The sequence below is a fragment of the Burkholderia sp. Ax-1724 genome (genome assembly GCF_011752995.1).
GTDB lineage: Bacteria > Pseudomonadota > Gammaproteobacteria > Burkholderiales > Burkholderiaceae > Paraburkholderia.
In genome coordinates this window covers 147198-174020 of sequence record NZ_VWWL01000002.1, presented here as the reverse complement: position 1 = coordinate 174020, position 26823 = coordinate 147198, and the positions used below count along the sequence as shown (strand labels likewise).

General features: G+C 62.4%; 25 protein-coding genes. 16 read left to right on the top strand and 9 right to left on the bottom strand.

Features of this window, described 5'->3' with window-relative positions; genetic code table 11:
- Positions 1–9 precede the first annotated feature (9 nt).
- The 5 genes from F3J19_RS02860 (at position 10) to F3J19_RS02840 (ending at position 4387) form a co-directional block, all read left to right on the top strand.
- On the top strand, positions 10–816 hold the full coding sequence (locus tag F3J19_RS02860) for an ABC transporter ATP-binding protein (RefSeq protein WP_167037340.1): 807 nt from the start codon (positions 10–12) through the stop codon (positions 814–816).
- Positions 813–1802, top strand: a complete 990-nt coding sequence (locus F3J19_RS02855; protein WP_167037338.1) for an ABC transporter substrate-binding protein — start codon at positions 813–815, stop codon at positions 1800–1802. Before F3J19_RS02860 ends, F3J19_RS02855 begins: the two co-directional genes overlap by 4 nt.
- Positions 1799–2815, top strand: a complete 1017-nt coding sequence (locus F3J19_RS02850; protein ID WP_167037336.1) for an iron ABC transporter permease — start codon at positions 1799–1801, stop codon at positions 2813–2815. The genes F3J19_RS02855 and F3J19_RS02850 overlap by 4 nt, the downstream gene beginning before the upstream one ends.
- A gap of 178 nt (positions 2816–2993) precedes the next feature.
- On the top strand, positions 2994–3776 hold the full coding sequence (locus F3J19_RS02845) for an ABC transporter substrate-binding protein (protein ID WP_167037333.1): 783 nt from the start codon (positions 2994–2996) through the stop codon (positions 3774–3776).
- Between the two features lie 263 nt (positions 3777–4039).
- Positions 4040–4387, top strand: a complete 348-nt coding sequence (locus tag F3J19_RS02840) for a DUF190 domain-containing protein (RefSeq protein ID WP_167037331.1) — start codon at positions 4040–4042, stop codon at positions 4385–4387.
- Positions 4388–4402: 15 nt separating this feature from the next.
- On the opposite strand, the gene F3J19_RS02835 is transcribed toward F3J19_RS02840, so the two are convergent.
- Both F3J19_RS02835 and F3J19_RS02830 read right to left on the bottom strand, forming a co-directional pair.
- Positions 4403–5815: a DUF2252 domain-containing protein gene (locus tag F3J19_RS02835; protein ID WP_167037328.1), complete on the bottom strand. Its 1413-nt coding sequence runs from the start codon at positions 5813–5815 to the stop codon at positions 4403–4405.
- A gap of 236 nt (positions 5816–6051) precedes the next feature.
- Positions 6052–7218 (bottom strand): mandelate racemase/muconate lactonizing enzyme family protein, encoded by a 1167-nt coding sequence (locus F3J19_RS02830; RefSeq protein ID WP_167037325.1) that lies wholly within the window; start codon positions 7216–7218, stop codon positions 6052–6054.
- 115 nt (positions 7219–7333) lie between these two features.
- Between F3J19_RS02830 and F3J19_RS02825 the strand changes: the two genes are divergently transcribed.
- The gene (locus F3J19_RS02825) at positions 7334–8236 is read left to right on the top strand and encodes a LysR substrate-binding domain-containing protein (protein WP_167037322.1); all 903 of its coding nucleotides are present in this window, start codon (positions 7334–7336) and stop codon (positions 8234–8236) included.
- 123 nt (positions 8237–8359) lie between these two features.
- Here the strand turns inward: F3J19_RS02825 and F3J19_RS02820 are convergent, their stop codons facing one another.
- The 4 genes from F3J19_RS02820 to F3J19_RS02805 all read right to left on the bottom strand — a co-directional run bounded on the left by F3J19_RS02820 (position 8360) and on the right by F3J19_RS02805 (position 12274).
- Entirely contained in the window at positions 8360–9604 is a 1245-nt protein-coding gene (locus tag F3J19_RS02820; RefSeq protein WP_167037319.1) for a citrate/2-methylcitrate synthase, read from the bottom strand.
- 104 nt (positions 9605–9708) lie between these two features.
- Complete coding sequence (locus F3J19_RS02815) at positions 9709–10101, bottom strand: VOC family protein (RefSeq protein WP_167037316.1); 393 nt, start codon at positions 10099–10101, stop codon at positions 9709–9711.
- 38 nt (positions 10102–10139) lie between these two features.
- Entirely contained in the window at positions 10140–11462 is a 1323-nt protein-coding gene (locus tag F3J19_RS02810; RefSeq protein WP_167037313.1) for an MFS transporter, read from the bottom strand.
- Between the two features lie 53 nt (positions 11463–11515).
- Complete coding sequence (locus F3J19_RS02805; protein ID WP_167037311.1) at positions 11516–12274, bottom strand: SDR family oxidoreductase; 759 nt, start codon at positions 12272–12274, stop codon at positions 11516–11518.
- Positions 12275–12546: 272 nt separating this feature from the next.
- Here F3J19_RS02805 and F3J19_RS02800 point away from each other — a divergent pair, with 272 nt between their 5' ends.
- Complete coding sequence (locus tag F3J19_RS02800; protein WP_167037308.1) at positions 12547–13506, top strand: D-glycerate dehydrogenase; 960 nt, start codon at positions 12547–12549, stop codon at positions 13504–13506.
- A 149-nt stretch (positions 13507–13655) separates the two neighbouring features.
- Here F3J19_RS02800 and F3J19_RS02795 read toward each other — a convergent pair whose 3' ends face one another.
- Positions 13656–15068 carry an FGGY family carbohydrate kinase gene (locus F3J19_RS02795; protein ID WP_167037305.1) on the bottom strand — a complete coding sequence of 471 codons (1413 nt, stop codon included), beginning with the start codon at positions 15066–15068 and terminating at the stop codon, positions 13656–13658.
- A complete protein-coding gene (locus F3J19_RS02790; protein ID WP_167037303.1) occupies positions 15065–15856 on the bottom strand; it encodes a DeoR/GlpR family DNA-binding transcription regulator in 792 nt (263 codons plus the stop codon). The genes F3J19_RS02795 and F3J19_RS02790 overlap by 4 nt, the downstream gene beginning before the upstream one ends.
- 182 nt (positions 15857–16038) lie before the next feature.
- Here F3J19_RS02790 and F3J19_RS02785 point away from each other — a divergent pair, with 182 nt between their 5' ends.
- From F3J19_RS02785 to F3J19_RS02745, 9 genes are all read left to right on the top strand, one after another.
- On the top strand, positions 16039–18159 hold the full coding sequence (locus tag F3J19_RS02785; RefSeq protein ID WP_167037300.1) for a bifunctional rhamnulose-1-phosphate aldolase/short-chain dehydrogenase: 2121 nt from the start codon (positions 16039–16041) through the stop codon (positions 18157–18159).
- Between the two features lie 130 nt (positions 18160–18289).
- Complete coding sequence (locus tag F3J19_RS02780) at positions 18290–19780, top strand: sugar ABC transporter ATP-binding protein (protein WP_167037297.1); 1491 nt, start codon at positions 18290–18292, stop codon at positions 19778–19780.
- 37 nt (positions 19781–19817) lie between these two features.
- The gene (locus F3J19_RS02775; RefSeq protein ID WP_167037294.1) at positions 19818–20777 is read left to right on the top strand and encodes an ABC transporter permease; all 960 of its coding nucleotides are present in this window, start codon (positions 19818–19820) and stop codon (positions 20775–20777) included.
- A gap of 37 nt (positions 20778–20814) precedes the next feature.
- On the top strand, positions 20815–21816 hold the full coding sequence (locus F3J19_RS02770) for a substrate-binding domain-containing protein (RefSeq protein ID WP_167037292.1): 1002 nt from the start codon (positions 20815–20817) through the stop codon (positions 21814–21816).
- A 129-nt stretch (positions 21817–21945) separates the two neighbouring features.
- Positions 21946–22704, top strand: a complete 759-nt coding sequence (locus F3J19_RS02765) for an SDR family oxidoreductase (protein WP_167037289.1) — start codon at positions 21946–21948, stop codon at positions 22702–22704.
- A 57-nt stretch (positions 22705–22761) separates the two neighbouring features.
- Positions 22762–23151, top strand: a complete 390-nt coding sequence (locus tag F3J19_RS02760; protein ID WP_167037286.1) for a hypothetical protein — start codon at positions 22762–22764, stop codon at positions 23149–23151.
- 123 nt (positions 23152–23274) lie between these two features.
- Positions 23275–23793 carry a DUF2778 domain-containing protein gene (locus F3J19_RS02755; RefSeq protein WP_167037283.1) on the top strand — a complete coding sequence of 173 codons (519 nt, stop codon included), beginning with the start codon at positions 23275–23277 and terminating at the stop codon, positions 23791–23793.
- Positions 23774–24031: a hypothetical protein gene (locus F3J19_RS02750; RefSeq protein WP_167037281.1), complete on the top strand. Its 258-nt coding sequence runs from the start codon at positions 23774–23776 to the stop codon at positions 24029–24031. The genes F3J19_RS02755 and F3J19_RS02750 overlap by 20 nt, the downstream gene beginning before the upstream one ends.
- A gap of 76 nt (positions 24032–24107) precedes the next feature.
- A complete protein-coding gene (locus F3J19_RS02745; RefSeq protein ID WP_167037278.1) occupies positions 24108–24365 on the top strand; it encodes a hypothetical protein in 258 nt (85 codons plus the stop codon).
- Positions 24366–24421: 56 nt separating this feature from the next.
- Here F3J19_RS02745 and F3J19_RS02740 read toward each other — a convergent pair whose 3' ends face one another.
- Complete coding sequence (locus F3J19_RS02740) at positions 24422–26107, bottom strand: methyl-accepting chemotaxis protein (protein WP_240158683.1); 1686 nt, start codon at positions 26105–26107, stop codon at positions 24422–24424.
- Positions 26108–26823: the final 716 nt, after the last annotated feature.

Here is a 26823-nt window from a genome sequence, read left to right as displayed (position 1 = left end):
TCGCGAACCATGTCGTCATTGAGTATCGACGGACTCGAGTGGTCGCCGCGCGACGGCGATGCCGCGAGGCGCGAGCATGCGCTGCTGCGCTCGATTGTCCTCGACGTCAGGCCCGGCGAATTCGTCGGACTGATCGGGCCGAACGGCAGCGGCAAGACGAGCCTGCTGCGCTGTGCGTTTCGTTACGCGAAGCCGCAGCGCGGCACGGTCACGTTCGACGGCGAGGATGTCTGGGCGCACCCGGCACGCTGGAGCGCGCAGCGCATCGCGGTGCTGCTGCAGGATGCGCCCGACGACTTCGGCTTGAGCGTGGAGGAGGTCGTCGCGATGGGACGCATGCCGCACAAGCGCGCGCTCGAAGGCGAAACGCCGGACGACCGCGCCCGGATAGCGCGTGCGCTTGACGACGTCGGTCTTGCCGATCTGCGCGCGCGGCCGTTCGCGACGCTCTCGGGCGGCGAGCGCCAACGCGCGCTGCTTGCGCGCGCGCTCGTGCAGCAGCCGGCCGTGCTGATGCTCGACGAGCCGACCAATCATCTCGATCCGCGCCATCAGCTTGAACTGCTCGCGCTGGTGAAGCGCCAGCGGATCGCGACGCTCGCGACGATTCACGACCTCAATCTTGCCGCCGCGTTCTGCGACCGGCTGTTCGTCATCCATGCGGGCGAGATCGTCGCGTACGGCACCCCCGAAACCGTGCTCACCGAGACACTGCTCAGGCGCGTTTATGGCATTGACGCACTCGTCGATCGCCACCCCATCAATCACTGTCCGCGCATTACCCTGATTGCGGCGCATACGGGATCGCAACGATGAAAACGACACGACTGCGCGCCGTGCTTGGCGCATGGCTGTTCGCGGGCGCGAGTGCTGCGGCGCATGGGGGCCACTATCCGGTGACCGTGCATAGCTGCAACCGCGACGTCACCTTCACCAGAGCGCCAACGCGCGCGGTGAGCAACGACGTCAATCTCACGGAGATGCTGCTCGCGCTCGGCGTGCGATCGCATATGGCGGGTTATACGGGCATCAGCGGCTGGAAGAGCGCCGATGCCGCGTTTGCGGGAGAACTGAACGGCCTGCCCGAACTCGCGCAACGTTATCCGTCGCTCGAAACGCTCGTGGCCGCGCAGGCCGACCTCTATGTCGCGGGCTGGAATTACGGCATGCGCGTGGGCGGCCCGATTACGCCCGCGACGCTCGCGCCATTCGGCATTGCGACCTACGAACTCTCCGAATCGTGCGGGCATGTGATGCCACGTCCCGCCGCCTCGCTCGACGACGTCTACAACGATCTGCGCAATCTCGGCGCGATCTTCGATGCCGATGCGCAGGCCCAAAGCGTGATCGCGTCCATGCAGACACGCATCGCCGATGTCGCTCGCGCGTTGAACGGAACGCATGATCGCCCGCGCGTGTTCGTCTACGACAGCGGCGAGGACAAGCCCTTTACCGCCGGCAAGCTCGCGATGCCGACCGCGTTGATTCGCGCGGCAGGCGGACGCAATGTGATGGACGACGTGGCCCAGAGCTGGGCGCAGGTGAGCTGGGAAAGCGTGGTGGCGCGCGATCCGCAAGTGATCGTGATCGTCGACTATGGCGCGGTGACGGCGGCCCAGAAAGAGGCGTTCCTGCTTGCGTCGCCCGCGCTCGCGAACGTCGCGGCGATTCGCGAGCGGCGTTTTATCGTGGTGCCCTATGACGCGGCCACGCCCGGCGTGCGGAACGCGGAAGCGATCGGGACGATCGCGCGCGGTTTGCATCCCGAAGCCTTTGCGCGCCCGCCGCGCGTTTCACGATGAGCGCGACAGGCCGACGCGCGCGCGTGCTGCCGTTCGCGTTGCTCGCGATCGTGCTGGCGGTGTCGATCGTGCTCGCGGTCGGCCTCGGCTCAACACGCATCGCGGCGGGCGACGTCATGCGCACGATCGCCGCACATGCTGTTGGCCGCACGCATCCGGCCGACATGAACGACGCCATCGTCTGGATGATCCGCGTGCCGCGTGTGCTGCTCGGCGCATTGGTCGGCGCGGCGCTCGCGGTCGCGGGGGCGGTCTTGCAGGCCGCGACCTCGAACCGGCTTGCGGATCCGCATCTGCTCGGCGTGAGCGCGGGTGCGAGCGTCGGTGCGGTGGCGGCGACGTTGTGGATCGGGGCGGCGTGGGGCGTGCTGACACTGCCGGTTTGCGCCTTCGCCGGCGCGCTCGCGGCAACGGCGCTCGTGATCGCATGCGGCGCGCGCGGCGGGCGAGTCGATGCGCAGCGCTTGCTGCTCGCCGGCGTCGCGATCTCGTTCGTGCTGATGGCCCTCGCGAATCTGCTGCTTTATCTCGGCGATCAACGCGCTGCCTCGTCGGTACTGTTCTGGATGCTCGGCGGGCTCGGGCTTGCGCGCTGGAACCTGCTTGACGTACCGGCGGCGCTCGTCGGCATCAGCCTGATTTTGCTGATCGGCCGCCGCCGCGAACTCGATGCGCTGATGAGCGGCGACGTCGTTGCCGTTACGCTCGGCGTGAACGTGACCCGCCTGCGCCGGGAATTGTTCGTCGTGTGCTCGCTCCTCACGGCGGGGATGGTCGCGGTGAGCGGCGCGATCGGCTTCGTCGGCCTCGTGGCGCCGCATGCGGCGCGCCGGCTGGTCGGCGCAGGGCACGCGCGGCTCTTGCCGACGTCGGCCCTCGTGGGCGCGATCATGCTGGTTTGGGCCGACGTGGCGGCGCGTACGCTGATCTCGCCTGACGATCTGCCTATCGGTGTGGTGACGGGTTTGTTCGGGGGCATCTTCTTCGTGTGGTTAGTGCGTAGTCCGCATTGAGTCGAGAGGGTGGGCTTGTTGTACGGTCTATGCGCTCCACGCATAAATTAATTCCCTAAATGAATTTGCGCGGCCACGCAGATCACGGTCGAATGTCGGGTTCCGGGCGCCGGGGTGCGCCAACGCGGTGAAGCGCGCCGCGTATCCGTCTTTCTTCAGAAGAGTAAAAGGAGCCAAAATGAAAACCACGCTTGCAGCCCTGACGCTTGCGTTGCTCGCCGTCTCGTCCGGCAGCGCGATCGCCAAGGACTGGTCGACCATGCGATTCGGCGTCGACGCGAGCTATCCGCCGTTCGAATCGAAGGCCGCCGATGGCAAGCTCGTCGGTTTCGATATCGACCTCGGCAATGAAATCTGCCGTCGTCTGAACGCGAAATGCGTGTGGGTCGAAAACTCGTTCGACGGCATGATCCCGGGGTTGAAGGGGCGTAAATTCGACGGCGTGCTGTCGACCATGTCGATGACGCCCGCGCGTCAGGCGCAGATCGCGTTCTCGTCGAAGGTGTTCCGCATTCCGACGCGTCTCGTCGCGAAGAAGGACTCATCGATCGTGCCGACGCCGGAAGCGCTGAAGGGCAAGCGCATCGGCGTCGAACAGGGCTCGATCCAGGAGACGTATGCGAAGACGTATTGGGAACCCGCCGGTGCCGTGATCGTGCCTTATCAGGACCAGGACCTCGTGTACTCGGACTTGCTCGCCGGGCGCATCGACGCGTCGTTGCAGAACGCGGTGCAAGCCGAAATCGGCTTCCTGCGTACGCCGCGCGGCAAGGACTTTGCATTTGCCGGCAATCCGCTTTACGACGCGAAAACGCTCGGCAGCGGAACGGCAATTGGCTTGCGTAAGGAAGATACCGACCTGAAGGAAAAAATCGACAAGGCGATCGCCGATATTCGCGCCGATGGCACGTACGACCGGATCGCGAAGAAGTATTTCGATTTCGACGTGTACGGCCAGTAATCTCGCCGTAGCAACCACGCGCTGTCGATACGGCGCGAAAACATCGCGGGGTCTTGCCTTCACGGGCAAGACCCCGCAGTGCTTATGGCGGACGGCGCACGCATTACCCCCAGCGTATGCCGCTCGAAGCCTCGTATAGGAACGCGTAGCCACGCTACCCATACCGGTCGCGCTTCTCCACCTGGCGCTGCCGCCGCCCGCCATCTACACTGGTTTCATACCCGTCCCGAAACCGGATGCACTGAAGGTTGGGGAGCCTCGACATGAACGGCTATCAGATCACCTTCTTTACCCAGCAGGCGCGCAGCCATCATGGCAAACCGCTCGCCGACTGGCTCGTGCATCTGGCGGGCGAACTCGGTCTGCGCGGTGCGACCGTGATTCCGGCCTGCGAGGGTGTCGGGCAGCATCACCGGATTCATTCCGCGCACTTCTTCGAGCTCGCGGATCAGCCGCTGTCCGTCGTCATGGCGGTCACGGCCGATGAAGCCGGGCGGTTATTCGAGCGGCTTCGCGCGGAGGGGCTGCATCTGTTCTATGTGAAGACGGCGGTCGAATTCGGCGTCGTCGGCGAGGACGATGAGGGCGATAGGAGCATGCCGAAAACCTGATGCACGCCTGTGCGCCTACGCGACGAAATCGGCCGCCATGTCCGCGTCGGTGCGCGCTTCGAGCCGGCCGCTGCGGCAGGCGGCGCGGAATACCTCGTAGTCTTTCTCCACCTGATCCGCGTAGGCGCGCGAATAAGCGACGAGTGCTTCGGACATCTGATCGCCATTGCCGAGATAGGCCGCGACTTCGGTTGCGAGTCCGCCCGCTTTCGCGTGAGCGCGCGCGAGCACCCAGCCGCACATGCCCGCATATTGGCGGAACGTGTCTTTCGCAAACAGTTCGAGCGTGGCCGAAATCTTCATGTCGCGTAACTGGCGGCCGTAGATCGCGCGCCCGAACGGGCCGGTGGTCCAGCCGAGGAACGGATCGCTCGCGCCCTGCATGAGCCGTTGTCCATCGACGACGCGCTGGCCCTGATGCTTCGGCCCCGGCGCCTTGAAGTAGCGCGTCACGACCGAGGTGGACGCTTCCTTGAACTGGATGAAGAGCGGCTTCTCGTGCTGATCGACCATCAGCAGGATCAGGCAGCGCGTGCCCACGCTGCCGACGCCGACGACCTTGAACGCCATGTCGTGCATCTCGAAGTGATCGAGCAGCGTACGCCGCACCGTGCCGAGCGATTTCAGGTAGTGCTTATAGATCGGCTCCATCAACGTGCGCCAGTCGCCGAGGCCGAGCCAGTCGTCCTCGTGCGTGAAGAGCGTGCTCTTGCCGTGCACGTGGAACACGGTCGGCGGCACGTCGCGAATCTGCCAGATGCCTTCGCGGCGGTTCGCGAGCTTCGGCAGGATCGTTTCATGCGTGCGGCGCGATGCTCTGGCGATGCTGTTGCGGATGCGTTGCCGCGCATCCTCGGTCGGCGAGATTTCCTTGAGACGCGCGAACGTGATGAGCTCGTACCACAGTTCGAGCGGACTCATGTCCGAGTAGCGTGCGGTCCAGTGCTGATAGCTTTGCACGCAATGCGCGACGACTTCGTCGGCGAGCTTGTCGCCGTGGCCGAGATGGCGGACGGCGATATAGAGGCTCGCCGCGAGACGCTTCAGGTCCCACTCCCACGGACCGACGGCGGTTTCGTCGAAGTCGTTGATGTCGAACACGAGCGCGCGCTCGGGTGTCGCGAAGCCGCCGAAATTCATCAGATGGCAGTCGCCGCAAATCTGGAAGTGAAAGCCGCTGTTCGCGGTCGCCGCGAGATCATGCGCCTGGATGATCGCGCTGCCGCGATAGAACGTGAACGGCGATTCGAGCATGCGTCCGTAGCGCAGCGGCACGAGAGCTTCGACGCGGCCTCGGCTGCTTTCGCGCAGCAGGCGGACCGGATCGCGATCGACCTTGCCGATCCCAGCGTGGGCGCTGCGTGGGGCGTTCTTGCGTGCGTTGCGGCCGGTCGCGCTACGCTGCGCGAGCGATTCGAATGGCGTCATCGTTGGTCCCTGGAAATGCGGCGTTATTCAGTTCGTTTGCACACGACGAAAACCTTGCCTGCACGCCGGCCGCCGAGTTCACCAAACCGTTGCAAAGCCGTTCGGCGCAGTACATGAAGGCAGCAGCGACGTGCCTCTAACCTGCTGGGACTCTAGCGTGTCCGCGCCGTTATTTCCATAGAGGACTGCTCGTGCGCATGTGCCGGCTTGCGGTGGCCGGCACATGCGCCGGGCGGTTATGCCGAGAGCTTCTGCATTTCCGCGAACAGATCGGCCTTGCCTTCGAAGCCGATGCCGGGCAACTCGGGCATCGTGATGTAGCCGTTCTCGACCTTCACGCCGTCGGGGAAGCCGCCATACGGCTGGAACAGATCGGGATACGACTCGTTGCCGCCGAGGCCGAGACCCGCCGCGATGTTGAGCGACATCTGGTGGCCGCCGTGCGGGATGCAGCGGCTCGCGGACCAGCCATGCTGATGCAGCATCTCGAGCGTGCGCAGATATTCGACGAGGCCATAGCTCAGCGCACAGTCGAATTGCAGCCAGTCGCGATCGGCACGCATGCCGCCGTAGCGAATCAGGTTGCGCGCGTCCTGCATCGAAAACAGGTTCTCGCCGGTCGCCATCGGTTTGTCGTAGTAGTTGCGCAGCGTCGCCTGCAATTCGAAGTCGAGCGGATCGCCGGCTTCCTCGTACCAGAACAGATCGTATTGCGAGAGCGCCTTGGCGTATTGAATCGCCGTGTCGAGATCGAAGCGGCCGTTTGCGTCGACGGCGAGTTTCTGGCCGTCTTGCAGTACGCTCAGGATGGAGTCGATACGGCGCAGGTCTTCGTCGAGCGACGCGCCGCCGATCTTCTTCTTCACGACCGTATAGCCACGGTCGATATAACTGCGCATTTCGTCCTTCAGCTTGCTGTGGTCCTGGCCCGGATAGTAGTAGCCGCCCGCGGCGTAGACGAACACCTTGCGATCGGGCTGGCCGTTGCCGTAGCGGTCGGCGAGCAGCTGGAACAGGGGCTTGCCTGCGATCTTCGCGACCGCGTCCCACACGGCCATGTCGATCGTGCCGATGGCGACTGAGCGCTCGCCGTGACCGCCCGGTTTTTCGTTCGTGAACATCGTCGCCCAGACACGGTGCGGGTCGAGATTGTCGCCGGCATCGTTGACGAGCGTCGCCGGATCGGCGTCGAGCACGCGCGGAATGAAGCGCTCGCGCATCAGCTTGCCTTGGCCGTAGCGGCCGTTCGAGTTGAAGCCGTAACCGATGACGGGCTTGCCGTCGCGGATCACGTCCGTGACCACGGCGACGAGACTCAGCGTCATCTTGCTGAAGTCGATGTAGGCGTTGCGGATCGAGGAGCTGATCGGAACGGTCTTTTCGCGGATTTCTACGATTTTCATGGATGTCTCCAGATGTCACGGCCAGTGTTCGGAATGACTGGCGGTTCAAGGCGCTAGATTAGGCGTTGGAATCGGTACTATGATTCACCTGAATTCACTTCTTTATTAACCTGTGGTGAAAAACGACCTGACCTCGTACCTCGAGTTTTTCGTCCTGCTCGGGCGCTACGGCAACCTGTCGGCCGCCGCGCGCGATCTCGACATTACGCCGCCGGCGGCGACCAAGCGCCTCGCGCAACTCGAAGCGCGGCTCGGCGTGCGGCTCGTGAATCGCACCACGCGCAGTGTCAGTCTGACCGCCGAGGGCGAGACCTTCCTGCACTACGCGACGCGGATTCTCGCCGAAGTCAGGGAGATGGAAGACATCGTATCGTCGAGCCGTTCGGTGCCGCGCGGCTTGTTGCGCGTGAACGCGACGCTCGGCTTCGGCCGCACGACGATTGCGCCGTTCGTGTCCGAGTTCGCGAAGCGCTATCCGCATGTCGAGGTGCAACTGGACGTGACCGACAGGCCGATCGATCTTGTCGAAAGCGGAGTCGATCTCGCGATTCGCTTCGGCGAATTGCCTGACAAGCGACTCAACGCGCGCCGCATCATGGCGAACCGGCGCTTTCTATGCGCGTCGCCGCGTTATCTCGAGTTACACGGCACGCCCGAAAGCCTGGCCGATCTCGCGAGCCATCAGTGCATCGTCCATCGGCAGAACGACGATGCCTACGGCATCTGGCGTCTCGAACGCAACGGCGAGCCGCACTCGGTGAAGGTGCGCGGCGTGCTGTCGAGCAACGACGGCGACATCGTGCTGAGCTGGGCGCTCGATGGTCACGGCATTCTGCTGCGCTCCGAGTGGGACCTTGCGAAATACCTCGAAAGCGGCCGCTTGCGCGTGGTGCTGCCCGAGTTCGTGCAGCCGTCGGCCGACCTGTTCGTCTATTACCCGAACCGGCGCAATCAGTCGGCGCGTGCCCGCGCTTTTATCGACTTTCTGGCGGAGCGGTTTGGGCGGCATGGGGCGTAGATTTTGACGGCGGGGGCGAAGAGGTGCCGCGGCACGCGGGCTGCATCGCTGCCGTTTGGGCGTTGTCGCGTTTCGGGTGAGATTCGAACGGCGTTCGGGCGGATCTCGAACACGTCGGCCCGTTCAGCGGGCAATCGTCTTGAAGACCCGATTCTTGTCGAGCAGGACGGGATCGAGCGTTTTGTCTTCGTTCTCCGCCGATCCATCCGTTCTGCTTTCTTCTAGAGCCGGGCCGGTATAGCGTCCTCGCGGCCGGATGACTTTGCCTACCCTGAGCTGCTCGATGCAATGCGCGAGCAGTCCGACGCTGCGGGCGGTTGCAAACAGACCGAATGCGGCGTCGCGCGGAAGCTGAAATTGCGTGGCCAACGTCGCGAGCGCGACGTCGATAGTCGGTTGCAGACCCGTGAGCGTCACGACCTTGTCGATGAACGACGCCAGTTCCTTGGGCGGATCGAGCCGATCCAGCAAGGCACGCGCTCGCGGGTCGCCGTCCGGATAAAGATGGTGCCCGAAGCCGGGAATCGGGATCGCGGATTGCAGATGGTGGCTGACAACGTGCTCGGCGCCCAGTCTTTCGACGTCGTCGAAGACCGCGCGCACGCGCCCCGATGCATCACCATGCAAGGGACCGGAGAACGTGGCGAGCCCGGTCAGCAGGCACCCGGCCAGCGATGCACCGGTAGACGCGGTAATTCTCGCGGCAAACGTGGAACTGGTGATTTCGTGGTCGGCGATCAGTACCAGCGCTCGCCGGATCAGATCGGCCACGGCGGCGTCTTGCCGCCAGCCCAGGGCAAGCCGCTCGTGGGTCCATTGGGCATGGCCGTCGCATTGCGCGCCGAACGCCTGCGCGACAACCGCGACCAGCCGGCCTGTCTCGGCATGCAGCGCACTGTCGGTACGTCCGTGCGTGGAGTGTCCGTTGGCGGCCAGCGCCGCGAGCGACATGAACGCGCATTGTCTGCCGCGCTCGTCGCCTTGCAGCGGGATGCTGGCGGACTCGAAAGAGATGGGCGGCCGCGCGTTCCACAGGATCGCGGCGACTTCTTCGAGCGTCGCCGTCTCCGATAGCCGGATGCTGTTGTGTCCGCGATAGTACGCACGCCCCTTCGAAAAGGTCGTGATACCGCTATAGATGCAAGGCTCGGCACCGAATATCGTCCCGGCAGCGAGTGCTTCGCGCTTGCGCCCGACCTGTTTTTTCCGGCAGAGCCCGAGCACGTCCTCGGCCCGGTAGAGACTCTTTCTCGGATCGAGCGGATCGGGCATGACGGCAATGCTGCCCCGACTGACGTACGCGTAGACCGTTTGCGGTTGTACGCCGAGTTGTCGGGCCGCTTCAGTCAGGGTGATCCAGTTGCGCATGAAATGGATGCGTCGCGATGCAGTGGATGAGAGGGAAGACCGCGCGATAGCGCTCGCACATGGCGCGCCGTCGCTATCGATGCGGTTTCGATATTGACCGCTTTTCAGGTAAAAGTCATCTCGGCGGGCTTGCGCTCCAGGATTTCGACGAGGATGTTGCCCGGGGCGCGCACGAAGCAGGCCCGGACACCGGCCCGAACCGGCTTGATGGGCTCGACGATATCCGCTCCGCAGTGGATCAGATGTTCGAATGCCGCGTCCAGATCATTCACGGTGACGCCAAAATGATCGATGCCTTCTTTCCGGGCTCCCGCGGGCAACTGAACAGCGTGCGCTTGCGTCAGTGCGGTGATGAAGAGATTGATGCTGCCGAGACGAAGATCCACTCTTGCGGGGCGACGTACGATTTCGGCGTTCAGACAGCGGGCAAACCATGCAGCTGTCGCTTCGGCGTCGGTGGAACAGAGCTGGAGATGGTCCCATTTGAATTCAATCATGTCGTTGTACCTGATCTATTTCACCGGATGTTTCTGGATCAAAGTTCGATACGGGAAAGTTTCCCGAGAAAAATCGAATAGGAGAACGTGCCAAGCAGGCAGATGGCACCCATCAGGTTGAGTGCCCAGTAGAAGTGGCCGGTATAGTGCGTGATATAGCCGATCATGAGCGGCGTCGTCACCCCCGCGATGTTTGCCGCGAGACTGGTGATGCTGCTGGTCAGGCCCACGTACTGTCGCGGCGCGATTTCCGAAACTGCGGCCCACGACATCGAGCCGATCCCCTGGGCAAAGAATGCAATCGTCAGGATCGCAATCACCATGGCGTTCGATTCGACAAAGTTCACGAAGACAACGGAGGCACCGAGCAGCGTGCCGATGATAAGCGGCGCCTTTCGGGCCGCGGAAACGGACACGCCGCGCCGGATGAAGAAATCCGACAGCGACCCGGCGACGAGAATGCCTGCCGTTGCACCGAGGAATGGAAGTGCCTGAAATATGCCGACCTTGATCATCGACATATGACGCGCTTCGATCAGATAGGTCATGAACCAGGTCGTGAAGAAAACCAGCAGGGTGTTATTGCAGAATTTCCCGAGGCAGATCGCGAGAATCTGCCGGTAGCGCAGCAACTGGATCGCCATGCGCCAGTTGAATTTCTCGCGGGCTTTCTGCGCTCCTGTCGAGCGTCCTTCGTTGATGTATTGAAGTTCCGCTGCGTTGACGGTCTTGTGCTGATGCGGGTCGCGATAGATGCGATACCAGACGAGGCTGAAGAGAATACCGCATGCGCCCGTGACGAAGAAGACCGAGCGCCAGCCGTAGGTGGTGGAGATCCACAACAGCAGCCCGGTGAAAAGCGGCGTTCCGATGTATTGCCCCATCACGTAGACGCTGGTCGCAAAGCCGCGTTCCTGGGCCGGAAACCACAGCGTCACCGAACGGGCATTAGACGGAAAGGCGGGCGCTTCGAGCGCGCCCATCGTGAGCCGGGAGCCGAGCAGCATGTGATAACCGTTGGCGAGACCCTGTGTCAGCGTAGCGAAGGACCAGCCGACGAGAGAAAGAGCGTAGGCGAGCCGCGAGCCCAATACGTCGGCGAGCAGCCCGCCTGGCAGCAGCGCGAAGGAATAGGCGAGGCCGAAGGCGGCGAACAGCTCGCCCATCTGCATCTTGTCGAGCGACAGACTTTTGGACAGGCCGGGTGCCACAATACCGAGTGCCGATCGGTCGACGTAATTGAGGGTGGTGGCGACGAGCAGCATCGCGAGCACCACGTATCGGACTTTCGACGGTTTGGCCGCGATGACGTAGTCGGACGAATCCTGAATCGACATCGGTTGTTCTCCTACCGCTTTCATCGGTGTCTCCTTAACAGTCGCCTGTTGTTGTCGTTATCTGGCGGGAAGCCGGGTTATCCGCGGCCGACAAAAGGCATGGCAGTCGCCATGATCGTCATGTTCAGCACGTTGGCCTCCAGCGGAAGACTCGCCATCTGCACGACGGCGTCGGCAACGTGCCCGACGTCGATTCTTGCCTCGGGAGCGGTGCTTCCATCGGCTTGCAGGACGCCGCGTTTCATGCGCTCGGTGAGCGGCGTGGCCGCGTTGCCGATGTCGATCTGGCCGCAAGCGATGTGGTAGGCGCGTCCATCGAGAGCCAGCGATTTTGTGATGCCGGTGACGGCGTGTTTCGTCGCCGTATAGGCGATCGTATTGGGGCGAGGAGAATGCGCCGAGATCGATCCGTTGTTGATGATTCTTCCGCCTTGCGGCGTTTGCGTTTTCATCAGACGCCATGCCGCCCGGGCACACAGGAACACGCCGGTCAGATTGGTCGCGACGACATCGCTCCAGAAATCGAGTTCGTATTCTTCGAGAGGAACCGCGCCGGCGTTCCGGCCGGCATTGTTGAAGAGCACGTCCAGGCGGCCGAATTCCTGCGCAATACGGGAGAACGCATGCTCGACGGAAGCTTCGTTGGTGACGTCCGCAGGAAACACCCGCGCCTCGCCGCCCTCGGACCTGATGGCCTCCAGCGTTTCCAGCAGCGGTTCTTCCCGGCGCCCGATCAGCGCGACGGTGAATCCCGCGGCGGCCAGCGCCTGCGCGGCGGCGCGGCCGATGCCTGAGCCGGCGCCCGTGACGGCGGCGAATTTCTTCAGTGCGGACATTGCTCGATGCTCCTCGTCAGTGAAGTGATGACGAAAGAAGAATTGCATTGACACAAAGCGCGAGGCAATCTTGATTCGTTGAATCAACATCCAATGTCTTGACTGGCGGGCCTGACATCAGGGTTTTCCTGAGGTTCGAGAGGTGGACGTGTTGTGCCGGCCGAAACAGGGACGCATGGAGACGCGCTCAAGTTGATTCTTCCAATCAACATTGACCGCCGGGGATCGGTTTTCGTAGCCTAAGCGCACCCATCGATCTCAAGGAACCTCTCATGTCTGAAAACAAACCCCAACTCCTGGTTGCCCGAAGGGTTCCCACTGCCGTGGCAAGTCGCGCGGTCAATGACTTTCATGCCTTCGTGACCGATGCCGATATGGACTCGTGGTCGGTCGTCGACTTCTGCAAGCAGCACGAGGTGCCGGCTGTTCTCATCGGGAAAAAATCGGGCTTGCAGAAGGAGCACATTGCGGAGTTGCCTGCCAGCGTCAGGATCATTGCGAATGCCAGTGCGGGTGTCGATCATATGAACGTCGCGTTCGCCCGCGAACGCGGAATCGCCGTGACGAACGCACCCGATGCATTGACCGAATGCACCGCCGATTTTTCCATGCTGCTGGTTCTCGCCGCGAGCCGGCGCGCGTCCGAATACGAACGGATCATGCGCCAGGGCTGGGGGAAATCGTTTGGCATGACTGACATGTTGGGAACGTGTGTGCATGGACGGACGCTCGGGATCGTCGGATTCGGCCGTATCGGACGAGCCGTGGCGAGACGCGCGCAAGGATTCGGCATGCGCGTCGTTTATACGGACATCCAGCGTGCGTCGCCGTCGCTGGAGAATGGCGCGACGTTTTACGGCAGTCTCGACGAATTGCTGCCGCTCTGCGAGGTACTGACACTGCACGTGCCTGGCAGCGGCACGCCGATCATGACGAAAAAAGAATTCGCCCTGCTGCCGAAGGGAGCGGTTTTCGTCAATGCCGCTCGTGGCGCGCTGGTCGACGAAGAAGCGCTCTACGATGCGTTGACATCGGGACATCTGTTCGGCGCGGGACTCGACGTTTACCGGAACGAGCCCAACGTCGACCCGCGCTTCGCCGGTCTCGATAACGTGTTCCTTTCGCCTCACATGGCGAGTGCGACAGTCGAGACGCGCGACCAGATGGGTTTCACTGCTTTGGACAACATTGCGGCGGTGCTTGATGGGCGGTTCGCATTGAACCCGGTCTGAAGTTCGTTTTCACGCAGAACGCGAAAACGGAGCGCTCGCCGACGGCTGAACCGTCGGCATTACCGAATGCCGATCCGCTTGCGGCGCTGCGCGGCCGGCGCATCCGGGCATCGCAAGGATGGTTGCGCGCCGGGGTATTGAGCGCGGGCTTAAGGATGCGCGTGCGGCGCGTGTGTCAACGCATTGCGCCAATCGGCGACATAGTCCGACATCGGCAACGTCGCAACGGGCCGCGCGCGCGAACGCGGCGGGTCGTATGCCGTGGGCCGGCACGCCAGAAGATAGGCGCCACCGGTCGTCCCTGAGCGGTCTTCGGATACCCACACCGCCTGTGCGGGCCGCAGTGTCGCGAGCAGGGCGGCGAAGTGGGGATTGGCCGTCAACGGGCCTTCGATCACGATCTCTCCGCTGCTATTCAGGCGCGAGAGGCAATCGTCGGCGACCAGCGCGGTGTAGAGCGTGGCCAGTGCATAGGATTCCTGTGCGGAAGTCGGTTGCGGTCCGCGAATTTCACCGCGCCGGTCAGGCCAGGGGCCGCCCAGCGGCGCGAAGCTCGGTAGCGCGAGGGTTCGGCGCGCGACGAGCGCGGCGATATCTTCCCAGCGGCAGTCGTTCGCGTGTCCCGCATTGAGTATCGAGAATTCGCGTCCGCCCATGAAGCGGGCGCATGCGACCGGACGGCCCCACGCATCGACGTTGGCCAGCATGTCACGTCGTGGATCGAGTACCGAGAGCGGTGCGCCGATACCCGCTACGAGCGTCCACGTACCCGACGAGATGACGTTCAACGGCGCTTGCGGAACTTGCGCGCCATAGACGTGCTTGACCATCGACGCGTTGCTGTCGTGGATGCCGCACACGACGCGGCAATCGGCGGGCAGGCCGGTGCGCGCGGCCACTTCCGGCCGTAATACGCCGAGGACCGCATCGGCCTCGCGCAGCGGCGGAAAAAGATCCTGCCAGCCCATCTTGCGTACCATCGGCGCGAGTTCGCCGTTCGCCACGTCCCACAGATCGGTATGACAGCCCCACGAGGTGATTTCTCCCGCCGCCACGCCGCACAGACGCCATGCCCAGTACTGCGGATAAGGCACGATCGCGCGCGTCCGCGCAAATGCCTCGGGAAACCGCAGCGACTGCCAGTACAGTTGCTTGCCGACATTCAGGCCGCCGGGTAGTGCCGGCGAAAACGTGCGATCGAAATCGTCGCGCAGCGACGCATAGGCGGCGTCGACTTCCTCTATGCCCGTGAATTCGTAGTCGAGCACGGGTAGGGCGAGTTCCGCGTCGCCCAGCAGCGCAACGGTGGCGCCGTGGGTCGTCGTAATGATCGAGCCGATCCGGTGCGGCCCGGGCAATCGAGCCAGTTCGCCTAGCAGCCAGTCCCAGATGGTACCGACGTCGAAGTGCGGATAAGGGCCCGCGTTCACGGCATGATTGGCGCGGCGGGCTTCCGCAAGCGAGGTACCGTTCTCGTCGATCAGGCTGAGTTTGAGGTTGGTCTTGCCGATGTCGAACACCGCGACCCTGCCGCCGCCCGGACGGCCTGGCGCGGCACTCATGATGCCACCGGGTCGGCCTCGACCACGATCACGTCGATGCCCTGGCCTTGCAGCATCTCCACGGTTTCCGCCGCGACGCCGCTGTCGGTGATCAGCATCTTCACGCGCGAGAGCGGGCATACGATGAGTCCGCCACGCCGGCTCGCGAACTTGGAACTGTCGACGAGCACGATGATCTCGTCGGCCTGCTTCATCAGCTTGATCTCGGCGCGCACGAGCAGCGGATCGCTTTCGAGCAGTCCTAACGGCGAGACGGCGGCGGCGCCGATGAACATCTTGCTCGCGTAGTGATTCTGAATCACGTCGTTCTCGAAGGGACTGACGATCACGTTCTGCTCGCGATAAACCTTGCCGCCCGGCAGCAGGATTTCGTTGCGGCTCTGCGTGAGCAACTGCTGGGCCGTGAGGAACGAGTTGGTCAGGATGGTGAGCTGACTCTCGGCGAGATACTCCGCCATCATGTGCGTGGTGCTTCCGCCATTGATGATGACGGTCTCGCCATCGAGGCACATCTGCGCCGCGCGCCGGGCGATCGCCCGCTTGCGCTCGGGATGCACCGCCGTGCTTTCCCGGAAGTTCGATCCCACCAGTCCACCCGGTTTGTCAGGCGCGATATGCTGCGCGCCGCCGTGCACCTTGACGAGTTGTCCGCTGGTTGCCAGCACCGCGATGTCGCGCCGGATGGTGGCGGCGGACGCGTTGAGCGCGCCCTCGAGTTCGGTGACGGTCACGCTGCCCCGCTCAGCGAGGATTTTCAGCAATTTCTTGCGCCGCGTATGGTTGATCAAGGCCGGTTCTCCATGTTCAGGCGGATTATGTCATTCGCTCACAGAACAATCATCAATTGCCTGATAATGGAAAACCCTCGCTCAAAACAATCAAAAAGTTGATCGGAATTCGATTGAAAAATGAGCGTTTTGTGGACAAACTGCGCTCCATCAATCCACGAAACCCGCGAGACAACGCTTCCATGAAGACCTCTTCCGATCTTGCCGCTTCGACCCCGATCGTCTCCCTGTGGGACGACACGCGGGCTGCATCGATGTCCGAGCCGGAGCTTTTGCTGTATCGCTCCAATCTGCTGGGTAGCGATTTGCGCATCACCAATTTTGGTGGTGGCAATACGTCCGGCAAGATCGACATGCCCGATCCCCTGACCGGGCAGCCGGTGCAGGTCCTGTGGGTCAAGGGATCGGGCGGCGACGTCGGCAGTATGAAGCTCGACGGCTTTGCCACGCTCTATATGGACAAGCTGCAAGCGCTCAAGTCGCGCTATCGCGGACTCGCTCACGAGGACGAGATGGTGGCGATGGCCTCGCATTGCACCTTCAACCTGAATCCGCGCGCCGCGAGCATCGACACCGCGCTGCATGCGTACATTCCGAAAGCGCACGTCGATCACATGCACCCGGACGCGGTGATCGCAATCGCGGCGAGCGAGAACGGCGAGCAGCTGACGCGCGAGATTTTTCACGGCGAGCTTGCCTGGGTGCCGTGGCAACGCCCCGGCTTCGACCTTGGTGTCCAGCTCGGCAACATCACTCGCGACCATCCGGGGCTCAAAGGCCTGGTGCTGCAAAACCATGGTCTTTTCACTTGGGGCGACACCTCGAAGGCGTGTTACGAGAACACGGTGCGCGTGATCGCGCAGGCCAATGCGTGGCTTGCCGCGCGCAGCGACAAACCGGCCTTCGGCGGTGCGGTGCAGGCGCCGCTCGACAGCGAGGCGAGGTTGCACGTGGTCGAGCGGCTCGTTCCGGCGTTGCGCGGCAAGATTAGCGGCGCGGCGGCGGGCGGCCAGTACAAGCAGGGGCATTTCGACGATCGCGCGGAAGTGCTCGAATTCGTGTGCAGCAAGGAACTGGCACCGCTGGCCGCGCTCGGCACATCCTGTCCCGATCATTTTCTGCGCACGAAGATCTATCCGCTGGTGCTGGACTTCGATCCGCAGCGCAACAACCTCGACGAGGTGATCGCGGGCCTCGACGTCGCGCTCGAGCAATACCGCGAGAACTATCGGGACTACTACGAACGCTGCAAGCGTCCGAACAGCCCGGCCATGCGCGACCCGAACGCGGTGATCTACCTGATCCCCGGCGTGGGTATGCTGAGCTTCGCGCGCGACAAGGCCACGGCCCGCATCGCGAGCGAGTTCTACATCAATGCGATCAACGTGATGCGCGAGGCGCAGCGCGTCGACCGCTATGTCGGCCTGCCCGAACAGGAAGCGTTTGACATCGAATACTGGCTGCTCGAAGAGGCCAAGCTGCAACGCATGCCTAAACCGAAGAGCCTGGCGGGCCGCATCGCATTGGTCACCGGGGCAGCGGGCGGGATCGGCCGGGCGACCGCCGAGCGCTTTCTGCAGGAAGGCGCGTGCGTGCTGCTCGCCGACATCGACGCGAACGCCTTGACCGAAGCCGAGGCAAGCCTGCGCCAGCGGTTCGGCAAGGACATGGTGGCCAGCGCCGTGACCGACGTGACGAACGAGGCGTCGGTGCAGGCGTCGATGGCCGCGGCTCTCGCGAGTTTCGGCGGGCTCGACCTGGTGGTGTCGAACGCGGGCATCGCGTCCTCGGCGGCGATCGGCGATACCAGCCTCGAACTCTGGAATCGCAATATGAACATTCTGTCGACCGGTTATTTTCTGGTCGCGCGTGCCGCGTATCGGCTGTTGCGCGAGCAGGGTGTCGGCGGAAGCATCGTATTTGTCGCGAGCAAGAACGGGCTCGTTGCGTCGGCGGGCGCGGCCGCCTATTGCACGGCCAAGGCGTCGGAAATCCATCTGGCGCGTTGTCTCGCGCTGGAAGGCGCCGAGCACGGCATTCGCGTCAACGTCGTGAATCCCGATGCGGTGATACGCGGCTCGAAGATATGGGACGGCAAGTGGAAGGAAGAGCGTGCCGCCACCAACAAGATCGCGACGGACGACATCGAAGACTTCTATCGCAAGCGCAGCATGCTCAAGCTCAGCGTGCTGCCCGAGGACATTGCCGAAGGCGTGTACTTCTTCGCGAGCGATCTGTCGGCCAAGTCGACCGGGAACATCCTCAACGTCGACGCAGGCAACGCTGCCGCCTTTACCCGGTGAATCCGGTGAAATCCGCTGAGATCCACTGAGCCCGCTGAGCCACCGGCTGCCTCACGCACCCCACAGCGGGCGGCAGCGAATCTTTCGGCATCGATCGGGACACCGTATAAAAACGCAACGTGGTGGAGACATGGACAACGATCACTACCTGCTGCATGCCGCGGGTGTGCAGAAATCGTTCAACGGCGTGCCGGCGCTACGCGACGGCCGGCTCGAACTGCGGCCGGGCACGGTGCACGCATTGTGCGGCGGCAACGGCGCCGGCAAGTCGACGTTTCTGAACATCCTGACCGGCATGCTGAGGCGCGACGGCGGCACGATCAGTTGCAAGGGCAAGCCGGTCAATTTCGAGTCGCCGGCGGACTCCCTGGCGGCCGGCATTGCGATGATCAGCCAGGAGCTGAATCCGTTGCTCGACATGACTGTCGCGGAGAATCTGTTTCTCGGCCGCGAACCGATGAAGCTCGGCGGGCTCGTCGTCGACTACCGCCGCCTCTTCAAACGCGCGGCCGAACTGATGGAGTCGCTCGGTTTCTCGATCGACGTGCGGGCGCCGCTGCGACGCTTGAGTCTCGCCAAGCGCCAGCTTGTCGAAATCGCCAAGGCGATCAGCTACGACAGCGACATTCTGATCATGGACGAGCCGACTTCCGCGATCGGCGAGGCCGAAACGGCGATCCTTTTCGACGCGATCCACCGGCTGACCGCTCGCGGGGTGGGCGTGATCTACGTCTCGCACCGCATGAGCGAGATATTTTCGATCGCTACCGAATACACGATCTTTCGCAACGGCGGCTTTATCGAAGCGGGGAGGCTCGCGGATATCGACGCCGCGCATCTGGTGCATGGGATCGTCGGCGAGCGCGTGACGAAGAGCCAGCGCCCGACCACGCTGCCCGACGCGCCGGTCATGCTCGAAGCGCGCGGCTACGCGCAGCGCAAGCGTTTTACCGGCATCGATCTGCAGGTCAGGCGCGGCGAGATTCTCGGCATTTATGGGCTGATGGGCGCGGGCCGCAGCGAATTTCTCAATGCCGTATTCGGTCTGACGCGGCCCGACGAAGGCACGCTGCTGATCGACGGAAAACCGGTGCGCATCGACAAGCCGGCCGATGCGCTCGGCAACGGCCTCGCGCTTATCACCGAGGATCGCAAGGACACGGGTCTCGTCGGTTGTCGTTCGGTGCGCGAGAACGTTTCTCTCGCGGCGCTGCGCGGCTATTCGAAAGCCGGCTGGATTCGCGCCGAACGCGAACGGCACGCCCTCGCGCAGATGGTCCAGCAATTCTCGATTCGCACCAGCTCCGCTGAAATTCCCGTGCAGCAACTCTCGGGCGGCAACCAGCAGAAAGTCATTCTCGCGCGTTTTCTGCTCACGCAGCCGCGCATTCTGCTGTGCGACGAACCGACTCGCGGTATCGACGAAGGGACCAAGCAGCAGATCTACGAGTTTCTCAACACGTTCGTGGCGGATGGCCGATGCGCGATTGTCGTGTCGTCGGAGCTCGACGAGGTGATGCAGGTCAGCGACCGGATCGCCGTGTTCGCGCGCGGCCGGATCACCGGCACGCTGACACGCGCCGAGGCTTCACATCATGCGTTGACGCATCTCGCGTCGTAGGCGCTGCCTGTTCCCGCACTTATCTGGACTCCACATCATGATGCTTGCACAACGCTCCCTGTCGATGAAGCACCTGTCGCGCTACGGCATCGTCGCGGCCTTTGTCGCGATCTGTATTGCGCTGTCGTCGATGAATCCGTATTTTCTGACCATCAACAATCTGCTGAATATCCTGCAGCAGGTGTCGATCAACGGTCTGCTCGCCATCGGCATGACCTTCGTGATTCTCGCCGGGGGAATCGATCTGTCGGTCGGTTCGGTGCTCGCGTTTGCCGGCATGGTTGCGGCGAGCGTCGTCGCGGGCGATGCACCGCACGCTCCGTTCCTCGCAGTTGTTGCGGGCGTCGCGGTCGGCGTGGCGTCCGGCGCGCTCAACGGTCTGGTGATTGCCCGCTTTCGCGTGCCGGCTTTCGTCGTCACGCTCGGCATGCTCAGCATCGCTCGCGGTGCGACCCAGATCTACAACGACGGCATGCCGATCTCCGGCCTGTCCGATGCGTTTCTGCTGATTGGCCAGGGGAAGGTGGCCGGCGTGCCGATTCCCGTGCTGATCTTCCTGGCCCTGTTCGCCGCCTCGCTCGTCGTGCTGCGCTATTCCCGCTTTGGCCGCTATGTCTATGCGGTCGGCGGCAACGAAAAGAGCGCGCGTGCGAGTGGCGTGCCGACCCGGCTGATCCTGCTGTCCGTGTATGCGATCTGCGGCGGTTGCGCGGGACTCGCCGGCGTGGTGCTCAACGCGCGCACGACTTCGGCGCTGACCCAGGCGGGGGTGGGGTATGAACTCGATGCGATTGCGGCCGTCGTGATCGGCGGCACGAGTCTGTCGGGCGGGATTGGCGGCGTCGCGGGCACGCTGTTTGGCGTACTGATCATTGGTGTCATCAACAACGGACTCGATTTGATGGGCGTGTCTTCGTATTACCAGCAAGTCATCAAGGGCGCGGTCATCGTGTGCGCGGTTCTGCTCGATATCGCCGCGCGCCGGGAAAGCAACTGAGGCCCTGCCTCGCGCAAACTTACAACCAGGAGACGATATGAAATCAGCAAAATGGCTCACGGCAGTTACGCTCGGTGTCGCGTGCGCGGCGGCGTTCGCGCAAAGCGCGCCGGTCAAGACATGGAAAATCGGCGCGGCCGTGTATGGGCAGAGAAACGAGTATGCGCAGCTATGGGTGAATGCGCTGAAGGATCACCCCGCGGTGAAGAGCGGCCTCGTCAATCTGACGGTCTTCGACGGCCGCTACGATCACATGACGCAGGACGGCCAGTTCGATACGATGATTACGCAGAAATACGACGGTGCGCTCTATATTCCGATCGACTCGATTGCCGGCGGCAATGTGGTGCGCAAGGCCGCTGCCGCGGGTCTGCCGGTCGTCGGATCGAACGGCCCGGTCAAGAGCGATCAACTGGTTTCGTATATCGGCTCGAACGACGTGCTCGGCGGCGAGCTCGAAGCGGGCGCGGTCGTGAAGAAACTCGGCGGCAAAGGCAACGTCGTGATTCTCGAAGGTCCGGTCGGACAAATGGGCGCGATGCAGCGCGGTGAAGGCATCGACAAGGTGCTCAAGCAGAACCCGGGCATCAAGGTGCTGGAGCGCAAGACCGCCAACTGGTCGCGTGCCGAAGCGTTGACGTTGATGCAGAACTGGATCACGGCTCATCCTGGACAGATCAATGGCGTGATTGCCGAAAACGACGAAATGGCGCTCGGCGCGATTGCCGCGTTGAAGGCCGCGAATATCGATCCGAAGACGATCCCCATCGCCGGCATCGACGGCGTGACCGATGCGATCAAGGCCATCGCCCGCGGCGAGATGGTGCTGACCGAGCGGCAGGACGCCAAGGCGCAGGCGCAAGGCGCGCTCGATATCATGCTGCGTCACGAGATCGGGCCGAGCTACAAGCCGCAGTCGACGATCTGGCAGCAGTACGCGAGTACCATGCCGTGGGGCGACGGTACCGCGAAACTGTACGCGGTGCCCTGGACCGAAGTGACGAAAGCGAACGCTGCGCAGTTCGAGGCGGCGCATTAGGAAAGCGTGATGCGTTGGCCGGAGTGCGGAGGGTTTGTCCGCCGGGTTTATCTACGGATTGATCTGCGGGTTTGTCTCTGCTCCGGCCAGTTTTTCCCCGTACTCCGTATCTAGAAAGGTTGTCTTGTCATGCCCGGATCTTTTCAGCAAGCGTTCGACTTTAGCCATAAGGTCGTTCTGATTACCGGCGGTGCCTCGGGTATCGGCCTTGCCATTGCCACCCAGTTCGTGGCCCAGGGCGCGCACGTCGCGCTGGTTGACATCAGCGACGAGGTCGAACGCGTTGCGGCGTCGTTCGGCAACGGCAGTGCCGGATGGTGTGGCGACGTCAGCGACGAAGCGCGCACGCAAGCTATCGTGGCGGACGTTATTGCCCGTTTCGGACGCATCGACGTACTCGTCAACAACGCGGGCATCGGCTTGATCGAGAAGGCCGAGGACATGAGCGCGGCGCTCTGGGATCAGACTATGGCGATCAATCTCAGGGGCCCTTTTCTCTACACGCGCGAGGTCGGGCGGCACATGCTGGAGCGGGGCGCGGGCCGCATCGTCAACATGGCGTCGCAAGCGGCGCTCGTGGGGCTCGACAAGCATCTGGCCTACAGTGCCAGCAAAGCAGCGCTACTCGGCATGACCCGCGTGCTGGCCGGCGAATGGGGGCCGCGCGGCATTACCGTCAACGCGATTTCACCGACCGTCGTCGAAACGGAACTCGGGCGGCGCGCATGGGCCGGCGAAGTCGGCGCGCAGTTCAAGCGCAAGATTCCGTCGGGCCGCTTCGCGCAACCCGATGAAATCGCCTTCGCCGTGCTCTATCTCGCGAGCGATGCTGCGGCCATGATCAATGGAGAAAACCTTGTGGTCGATGGCGGTTATACGACGCAATAGGGTGTTTTCAGGCGGCTTGCAATAGGGCGGATCAAGTCATGGACCGGATAGGGGCGCGTGCCTCTATCCGGCTTATGGCTTTTCGATCGACGGCGGTTTACGCTGCTCAAAAATTTTCCATTCCGACACATTGTTTTCTGCCGCGATCGCAACCCCGCACACAACCGCTACGAACCGGAACAGCAAAAAGGCGGCGACCTGCGCTCGGCTGCCGTGAAGTGGATCGAGGCTAGTGCTGACATGCGCACGCCGTACCCACACAAGCTACCGGGGACAGGTGACTTCAGCGTGCCGCCCACTGCCCCGACGAAGCCCGCCTTGCGCGGGCTTTTTTGCGATGGCGTTAATTCTCGTCAATTCACATTCTTCTTTGCGCTGGATCACTTCCTGATTCTCCGTTATTGGGGCAGTGTAGCGAAGGCGTTGATCAAGCAAGGCGCGCCTTGACTGAAACGCTTCTCTCAATATTAGGAGGTCTGACTTAGCATGTTTGCACTACGTGACATTGCCTTGATGGGAATATCAAATACACAGACTCGTGCAGTAAGCGTGGATAGGGAGGCGTGAAAGATGGCTCTTACGGGAAAGTTTCTGGTCAATAACGAGCTTCTATCGCCGCTCAGCTTTTTGGGTATCGGCACATTTGAGGCGTATTCGGGTGACAAGCAATACCGCAATCGGGGTGGCTGCACGGCCGTGCCCGATAACGGTCCGATTCCCGCTGGTAAGTACTGGATCGTCGCGCGTCCTACTGGTGGCATCCGTTCGAAGACTTATGCATGGACGAAAGATACATGGAATGCCATCAAGGGGACTCCGTCCGATCACGCTGAATGGTTCGCCCTATACCGGGATGATAGGGTGATTGATGATGTGACCTGGGTCAATGGGGTCAAGCGTGGGCAGTTCCGGTTACATCCAGCAGGCGGCCAAGGTACTTCATTAGGCTGCATCACCCTGTCGCGTCATACTGACTTTTTGATTATCCGGCGTGCGCTTTTGCACACCGCTACGATCCCGGTGCGCAATTCGGGGCTCCACGCGTATGGAACGATCGAGGTAGTGACATATGGCAACACTTGTCCGTAGGATTTTCAAGGTCGCGCTGTTTCTCGGCCTGTTTGTTCTTGCGATTCGTTATGTCCATACGTACCCCGACCCGATGACGGAGAGCCAGTTGCTCGTGTGGTGGAATGCTTCGGAGTGGCTCGGTATTCGCGATCCCGAGGATTTATATTTCGTGGTGTGGGTGACTATTCAATTGATCGTCACCACTGCGGTGTATCTGACGCTCATGAAGCTATGGCGGCGGTATCGCGCGAAGTAGATGGAAGCCCCGTTCGCTACGATCCCCATGCGTAATCCGGGGCTCCACGCATATAAAACGATCGAGGTAGTGACATATGGCAACACTTGTCCGTAGGGTGTTCAAGGTCGTTCTGTTCTGCGGCCTGTTCGGTCTTTTGCTGCCGTACGTCCATCCCTATCCCGTGAAGTGGACAGAAAGCCAGTCGCTCGCATGGTTGAACGCCGCTAACCGGTTAGGCATCCGTGACCCCGACGATTTATTTTTGGGGATCACGGTAGCAATGAACCTCATCGCAACTACGCTTGCCCATGCGGCAATCATGAGGCTATGGCGGCGATATCGCACGAAGTAGAAAAAGCCCCGGCGACGGGGCTTCTTTTCAAAGCCATCAGCAGCACTTCACGCCGCTCAAAAATTTTCCCATTCCTGCGCATTGCTGGCTGCCGCGACCGCAACCGGTGCCGGCAGGGCCGTAGCTGTTACCTTCGCCACCTGCGGCTTCACCGGCTGCGCGGCTCTCGTCTCCTTGAAAGCAGCCTGCTGGACCGACGATACTTCCTCGCCGAGCCTGAAGAACATCACGTCGGCTTTCATCTTGCCGGCCTGTTCCTGCAGCGACTGAGCTGCAGCAGCAGCCTCTTCCACCAGTGCCGCGTTTTGCTGCGTCACCTCGTCGATCTGGTTGATCGCCTGGTGTACCTGAACGATGCCTTTGCTTTGCTCGTCCGAGGCCGCCGAGATTTCGCCCACGATATCGGATACCCGGCCAATCGCTTCGATGACCTTGTCCATGGTTCCGCCCACTTCGCCGGCCTGCTGCGCACCGCGCTGAACCTTGCCCGACGACGCCTCGATTAGCTCCTTGATCTCCTTGGCCGCCGCCGACGCGCGTTGCGCCAGCGAGCGCACTTCGCCGGCGACCACCGCGAAGCCGCGGCCCTGCTCACCGGCACGGGCTGCCTCGACTGCCGCATTCAGCGCCAGGATGTTGGTCTGAAACGCGATGCCCTCGATCATCGCGGTGATCTCCGCGATTTTTGCGGAGTCGGTACTGATCTCCCGCATCGTCGCCACCATCGTGCCGACTGCCGTGCTGCCCGCATCGGTCATCTCGCGCGCATTGGCCGCGAGCGAATTGGCCTGGCGGGCGTTTTCGGCGTTCTGCTTGACCGTCTCGGTCAGTTGGGACATGCTCGCGGCGGTTTGTTCGAGCGACGCCGCCTGTTCTTCGGTGCGTGCCGAGAGGTCCTGGTTGCCCGCGGCAATCTGCCCCGAAGCGACCGTTACCGATTCGCTGCCGGCGCGAATGCCGCGGATCGTGGTGGCCAGTTGCCGGCTCATGGTCTTCATGGCTTCCAGCAACTGGCCGAACTCGCCGCCCACATCCACGGTGATCTGACCGTCGAGCCGGCCTTGCGAAATGTCGCCGGCGATGCGCACGGTCCGGTCCAGCGGCCGCGTAATGGCGCGTACCAGATAGACCGCCGCGCCGATGGACAACAAGGTGCCGGCGAGAAGCAGCGCGCCGGAAATCCATTTCAGTTGTCCGGCGCGAGTCGTGCCATCGCGGTCGTTGTCTCTTGCATGGTTGGCGTTGATCCGCGCATCCTGCGCAAGCAGGGCGGTGAGACTGTCGCCCACCGGAGTGACGGATTGCCCCTGCCAACTGGCCGCCTGGTCGAAATAGCCTTGCTCGATGATCTGCAATTCCTTGTCGACGGCTTCGCGGTACTGGGTAATCTGACCATCCATCTTGTCGGCCACTGCACGTTCTTCGCTGTTCGACACGCCGTTCGGGTAGTAGCTTTTCCAGTCCTTTTCCAACTGTGCGGAATAGTTGCGCGTCTTCGAAACCAGCGTCATGTCCTTTTGCGCCAGCGTGCGCCAGAGCATCAGGCGGATATGCAGCAGGTCGGCGCCGCTGGCATTCACGTTGTTCATCGGGATGACGATGTTGGCGTAGGTGTCATGTAGCGATTCGCTCAGTGCCGATATCCCACGCAGGCCGAAGGCGCCGATGATCAAGGTGAGTGCCATGCAGGTCACGAATACCACGATGATCTTGGACCTGACAGTCGAGAAAAACTGGTTCAAAAGGAGTCCCTTCAGGAGATGTGGTTTGACGTAAGGTGCTGATGCACGTCGGCTCACCTGGAATGCGTCGCCTGAGCAGCGGTATCAAATCGCATGGCACGCGGGCGTGTTGCCAAAGAACGGGGGCCGAAGATGTCGATCAAGTCGCCGTAAGGATTAACGACGCATCGGGGAAATTCTTTAGCGTCCCCCTTTCTTGCAGAAGAAGCCCTGTGTGGTTCGTCTGGTGTCGGGTGCTCGCGTGGCATGAGGTTGCGCGGCGCGGACGATCGCATGGGCGATCCGTCCGTATCTGTCAGCAAGGTCTCTCGCTGCGCTCATGATTTGTCAGGTTTTGGATAAATATGACTGACAACATGAGCCTCACAAACTTCGACCGATCAAGCCGGATGGCATGTCCGAAAATCGCGCCATTCAGCCTCTCTTTACCCCGTCCCAACGCGATCCTGCTCCGAAAGAGTGGGGTTTACTGTAATTGAAAGAGCCGGGTCGGCTGACGCATTATTCGGCACACGTTGTACGATGAATTACGTCATTGCTCGACGACTTTGCTCCGTGAAGTTTGCCGAGGCCGGTCATTGCCGGGCGGCTGGCCTAGTAGGCAATCAGCGGCGAGACATCGCCTCATGCAGGATGAAAATTCCTGTTGCAGTGCGGTTTTCAGGCGTTCGGCCCGTGGCTGTATCGCCCTGTCGGCATACGTGTCGCGATATCCG

Coding starts and splice junctions, on each gene's coding strand:
- F3J19_RS02845 (WP_167037333.1), top strand. CDS start 2,994: ATGAAAACCACGCTTGCAGCCCTGACGCTTGCGTTGCTCGCCGTCTCG.
- F3J19_RS02770 (WP_167037292.1), top strand. CDS start 20,815: ATGAAATCAGCAAAATGGCTCACGGCAGTTACGCTCGGTGTCGCGTGC.
- F3J19_RS02815 (WP_167037316.1), bottom strand. CDS start 10,101: ATGATTGAATTCAAATGGGACCATCTCCAGCTCTGTTCCACCGACGCC.
- F3J19_RS02835 (WP_167037328.1), bottom strand. CDS start 5,815: ATGACGCCATTCGAATCGCTCGCGCAGCGTAGCGCGACCGGCCGCAAC.
- F3J19_RS02860 (WP_167037340.1), top strand. CDS start 10: ATGTCGTCATTGAGTATCGACGGACTCGAGTGGTCGCCGCGCGACGGC.
- F3J19_RS02805 (WP_167037311.1), bottom strand. CDS start 12,274: ATGTCCGCACTGAAGAAATTCGCCGCCGTCACGGGCGCCGGCTCAGGC.
- F3J19_RS02765 (WP_167037289.1), top strand. CDS start 21,946: ATGCCCGGATCTTTTCAGCAAGCGTTCGACTTTAGCCATAAGGTCGTT.
- F3J19_RS02830 (WP_167037325.1), bottom strand. CDS start 7,218: ATGAAAATCGTAGAAATCCGCGAAAAGACCGTTCCGATCAGCTCCTCG.
- F3J19_RS02840 (WP_167037331.1), top strand. CDS start 4,040: ATGAACGGCTATCAGATCACCTTCTTTACCCAGCAGGCGCGCAGCCAT.
- F3J19_RS02795 (WP_167037305.1), bottom strand. CDS start 15,068: ATGAGTGCCGCGCCAGGCCGTCCGGGCGGCGGCAGGGTCGCGGTGTTC.
- F3J19_RS02750 (WP_167037281.1), top strand. CDS start 23,774: ATGGCAACACTTGTCCGTAGGATTTTCAAGGTCGCGCTGTTTCTCGGC.
- F3J19_RS02820 (WP_167037319.1), bottom strand. CDS start 9,604: ATGCGCAACTGGATCACCCTGACTGAAGCGGCCCGACAACTCGGCGTA.
- F3J19_RS02745 (WP_167037278.1), top strand. CDS start 24,108: ATGGCAACACTTGTCCGTAGGGTGTTCAAGGTCGTTCTGTTCTGCGGC.
- F3J19_RS02855 (WP_167037338.1), top strand. CDS start 813: ATGAAAACGACACGACTGCGCGCCGTGCTTGGCGCATGGCTGTTCGCG.
- F3J19_RS02755 (WP_167037283.1), top strand. CDS start 23,275: ATGGCTCTTACGGGAAAGTTTCTGGTCAATAACGAGCTTCTATCGCCG.
- F3J19_RS02800 (WP_167037308.1), top strand. CDS start 12,547: ATGTCTGAAAACAAACCCCAACTCCTGGTTGCCCGAAGGGTTCCCACT.
- F3J19_RS02785 (WP_167037300.1), top strand. CDS start 16,039: ATGAAGACCTCTTCCGATCTTGCCGCTTCGACCCCGATCGTCTCCCTG.
- F3J19_RS02810 (WP_167037313.1), bottom strand. CDS start 11,462: ATGAAAGCGGTAGGAGAACAACCGATGTCGATTCAGGATTCGTCCGAC.
- F3J19_RS02780 (WP_167037297.1), top strand. CDS start 18,290: ATGGACAACGATCACTACCTGCTGCATGCCGCGGGTGTGCAGAAATCG.
- F3J19_RS02850 (WP_167037336.1), top strand. CDS start 1,799: ATGAGCGCGACAGGCCGACGCGCGCGCGTGCTGCCGTTCGCGTTGCTC.
- F3J19_RS02775 (WP_167037294.1), top strand. CDS start 19,818: ATGATGCTTGCACAACGCTCCCTGTCGATGAAGCACCTGTCGCGCTAC.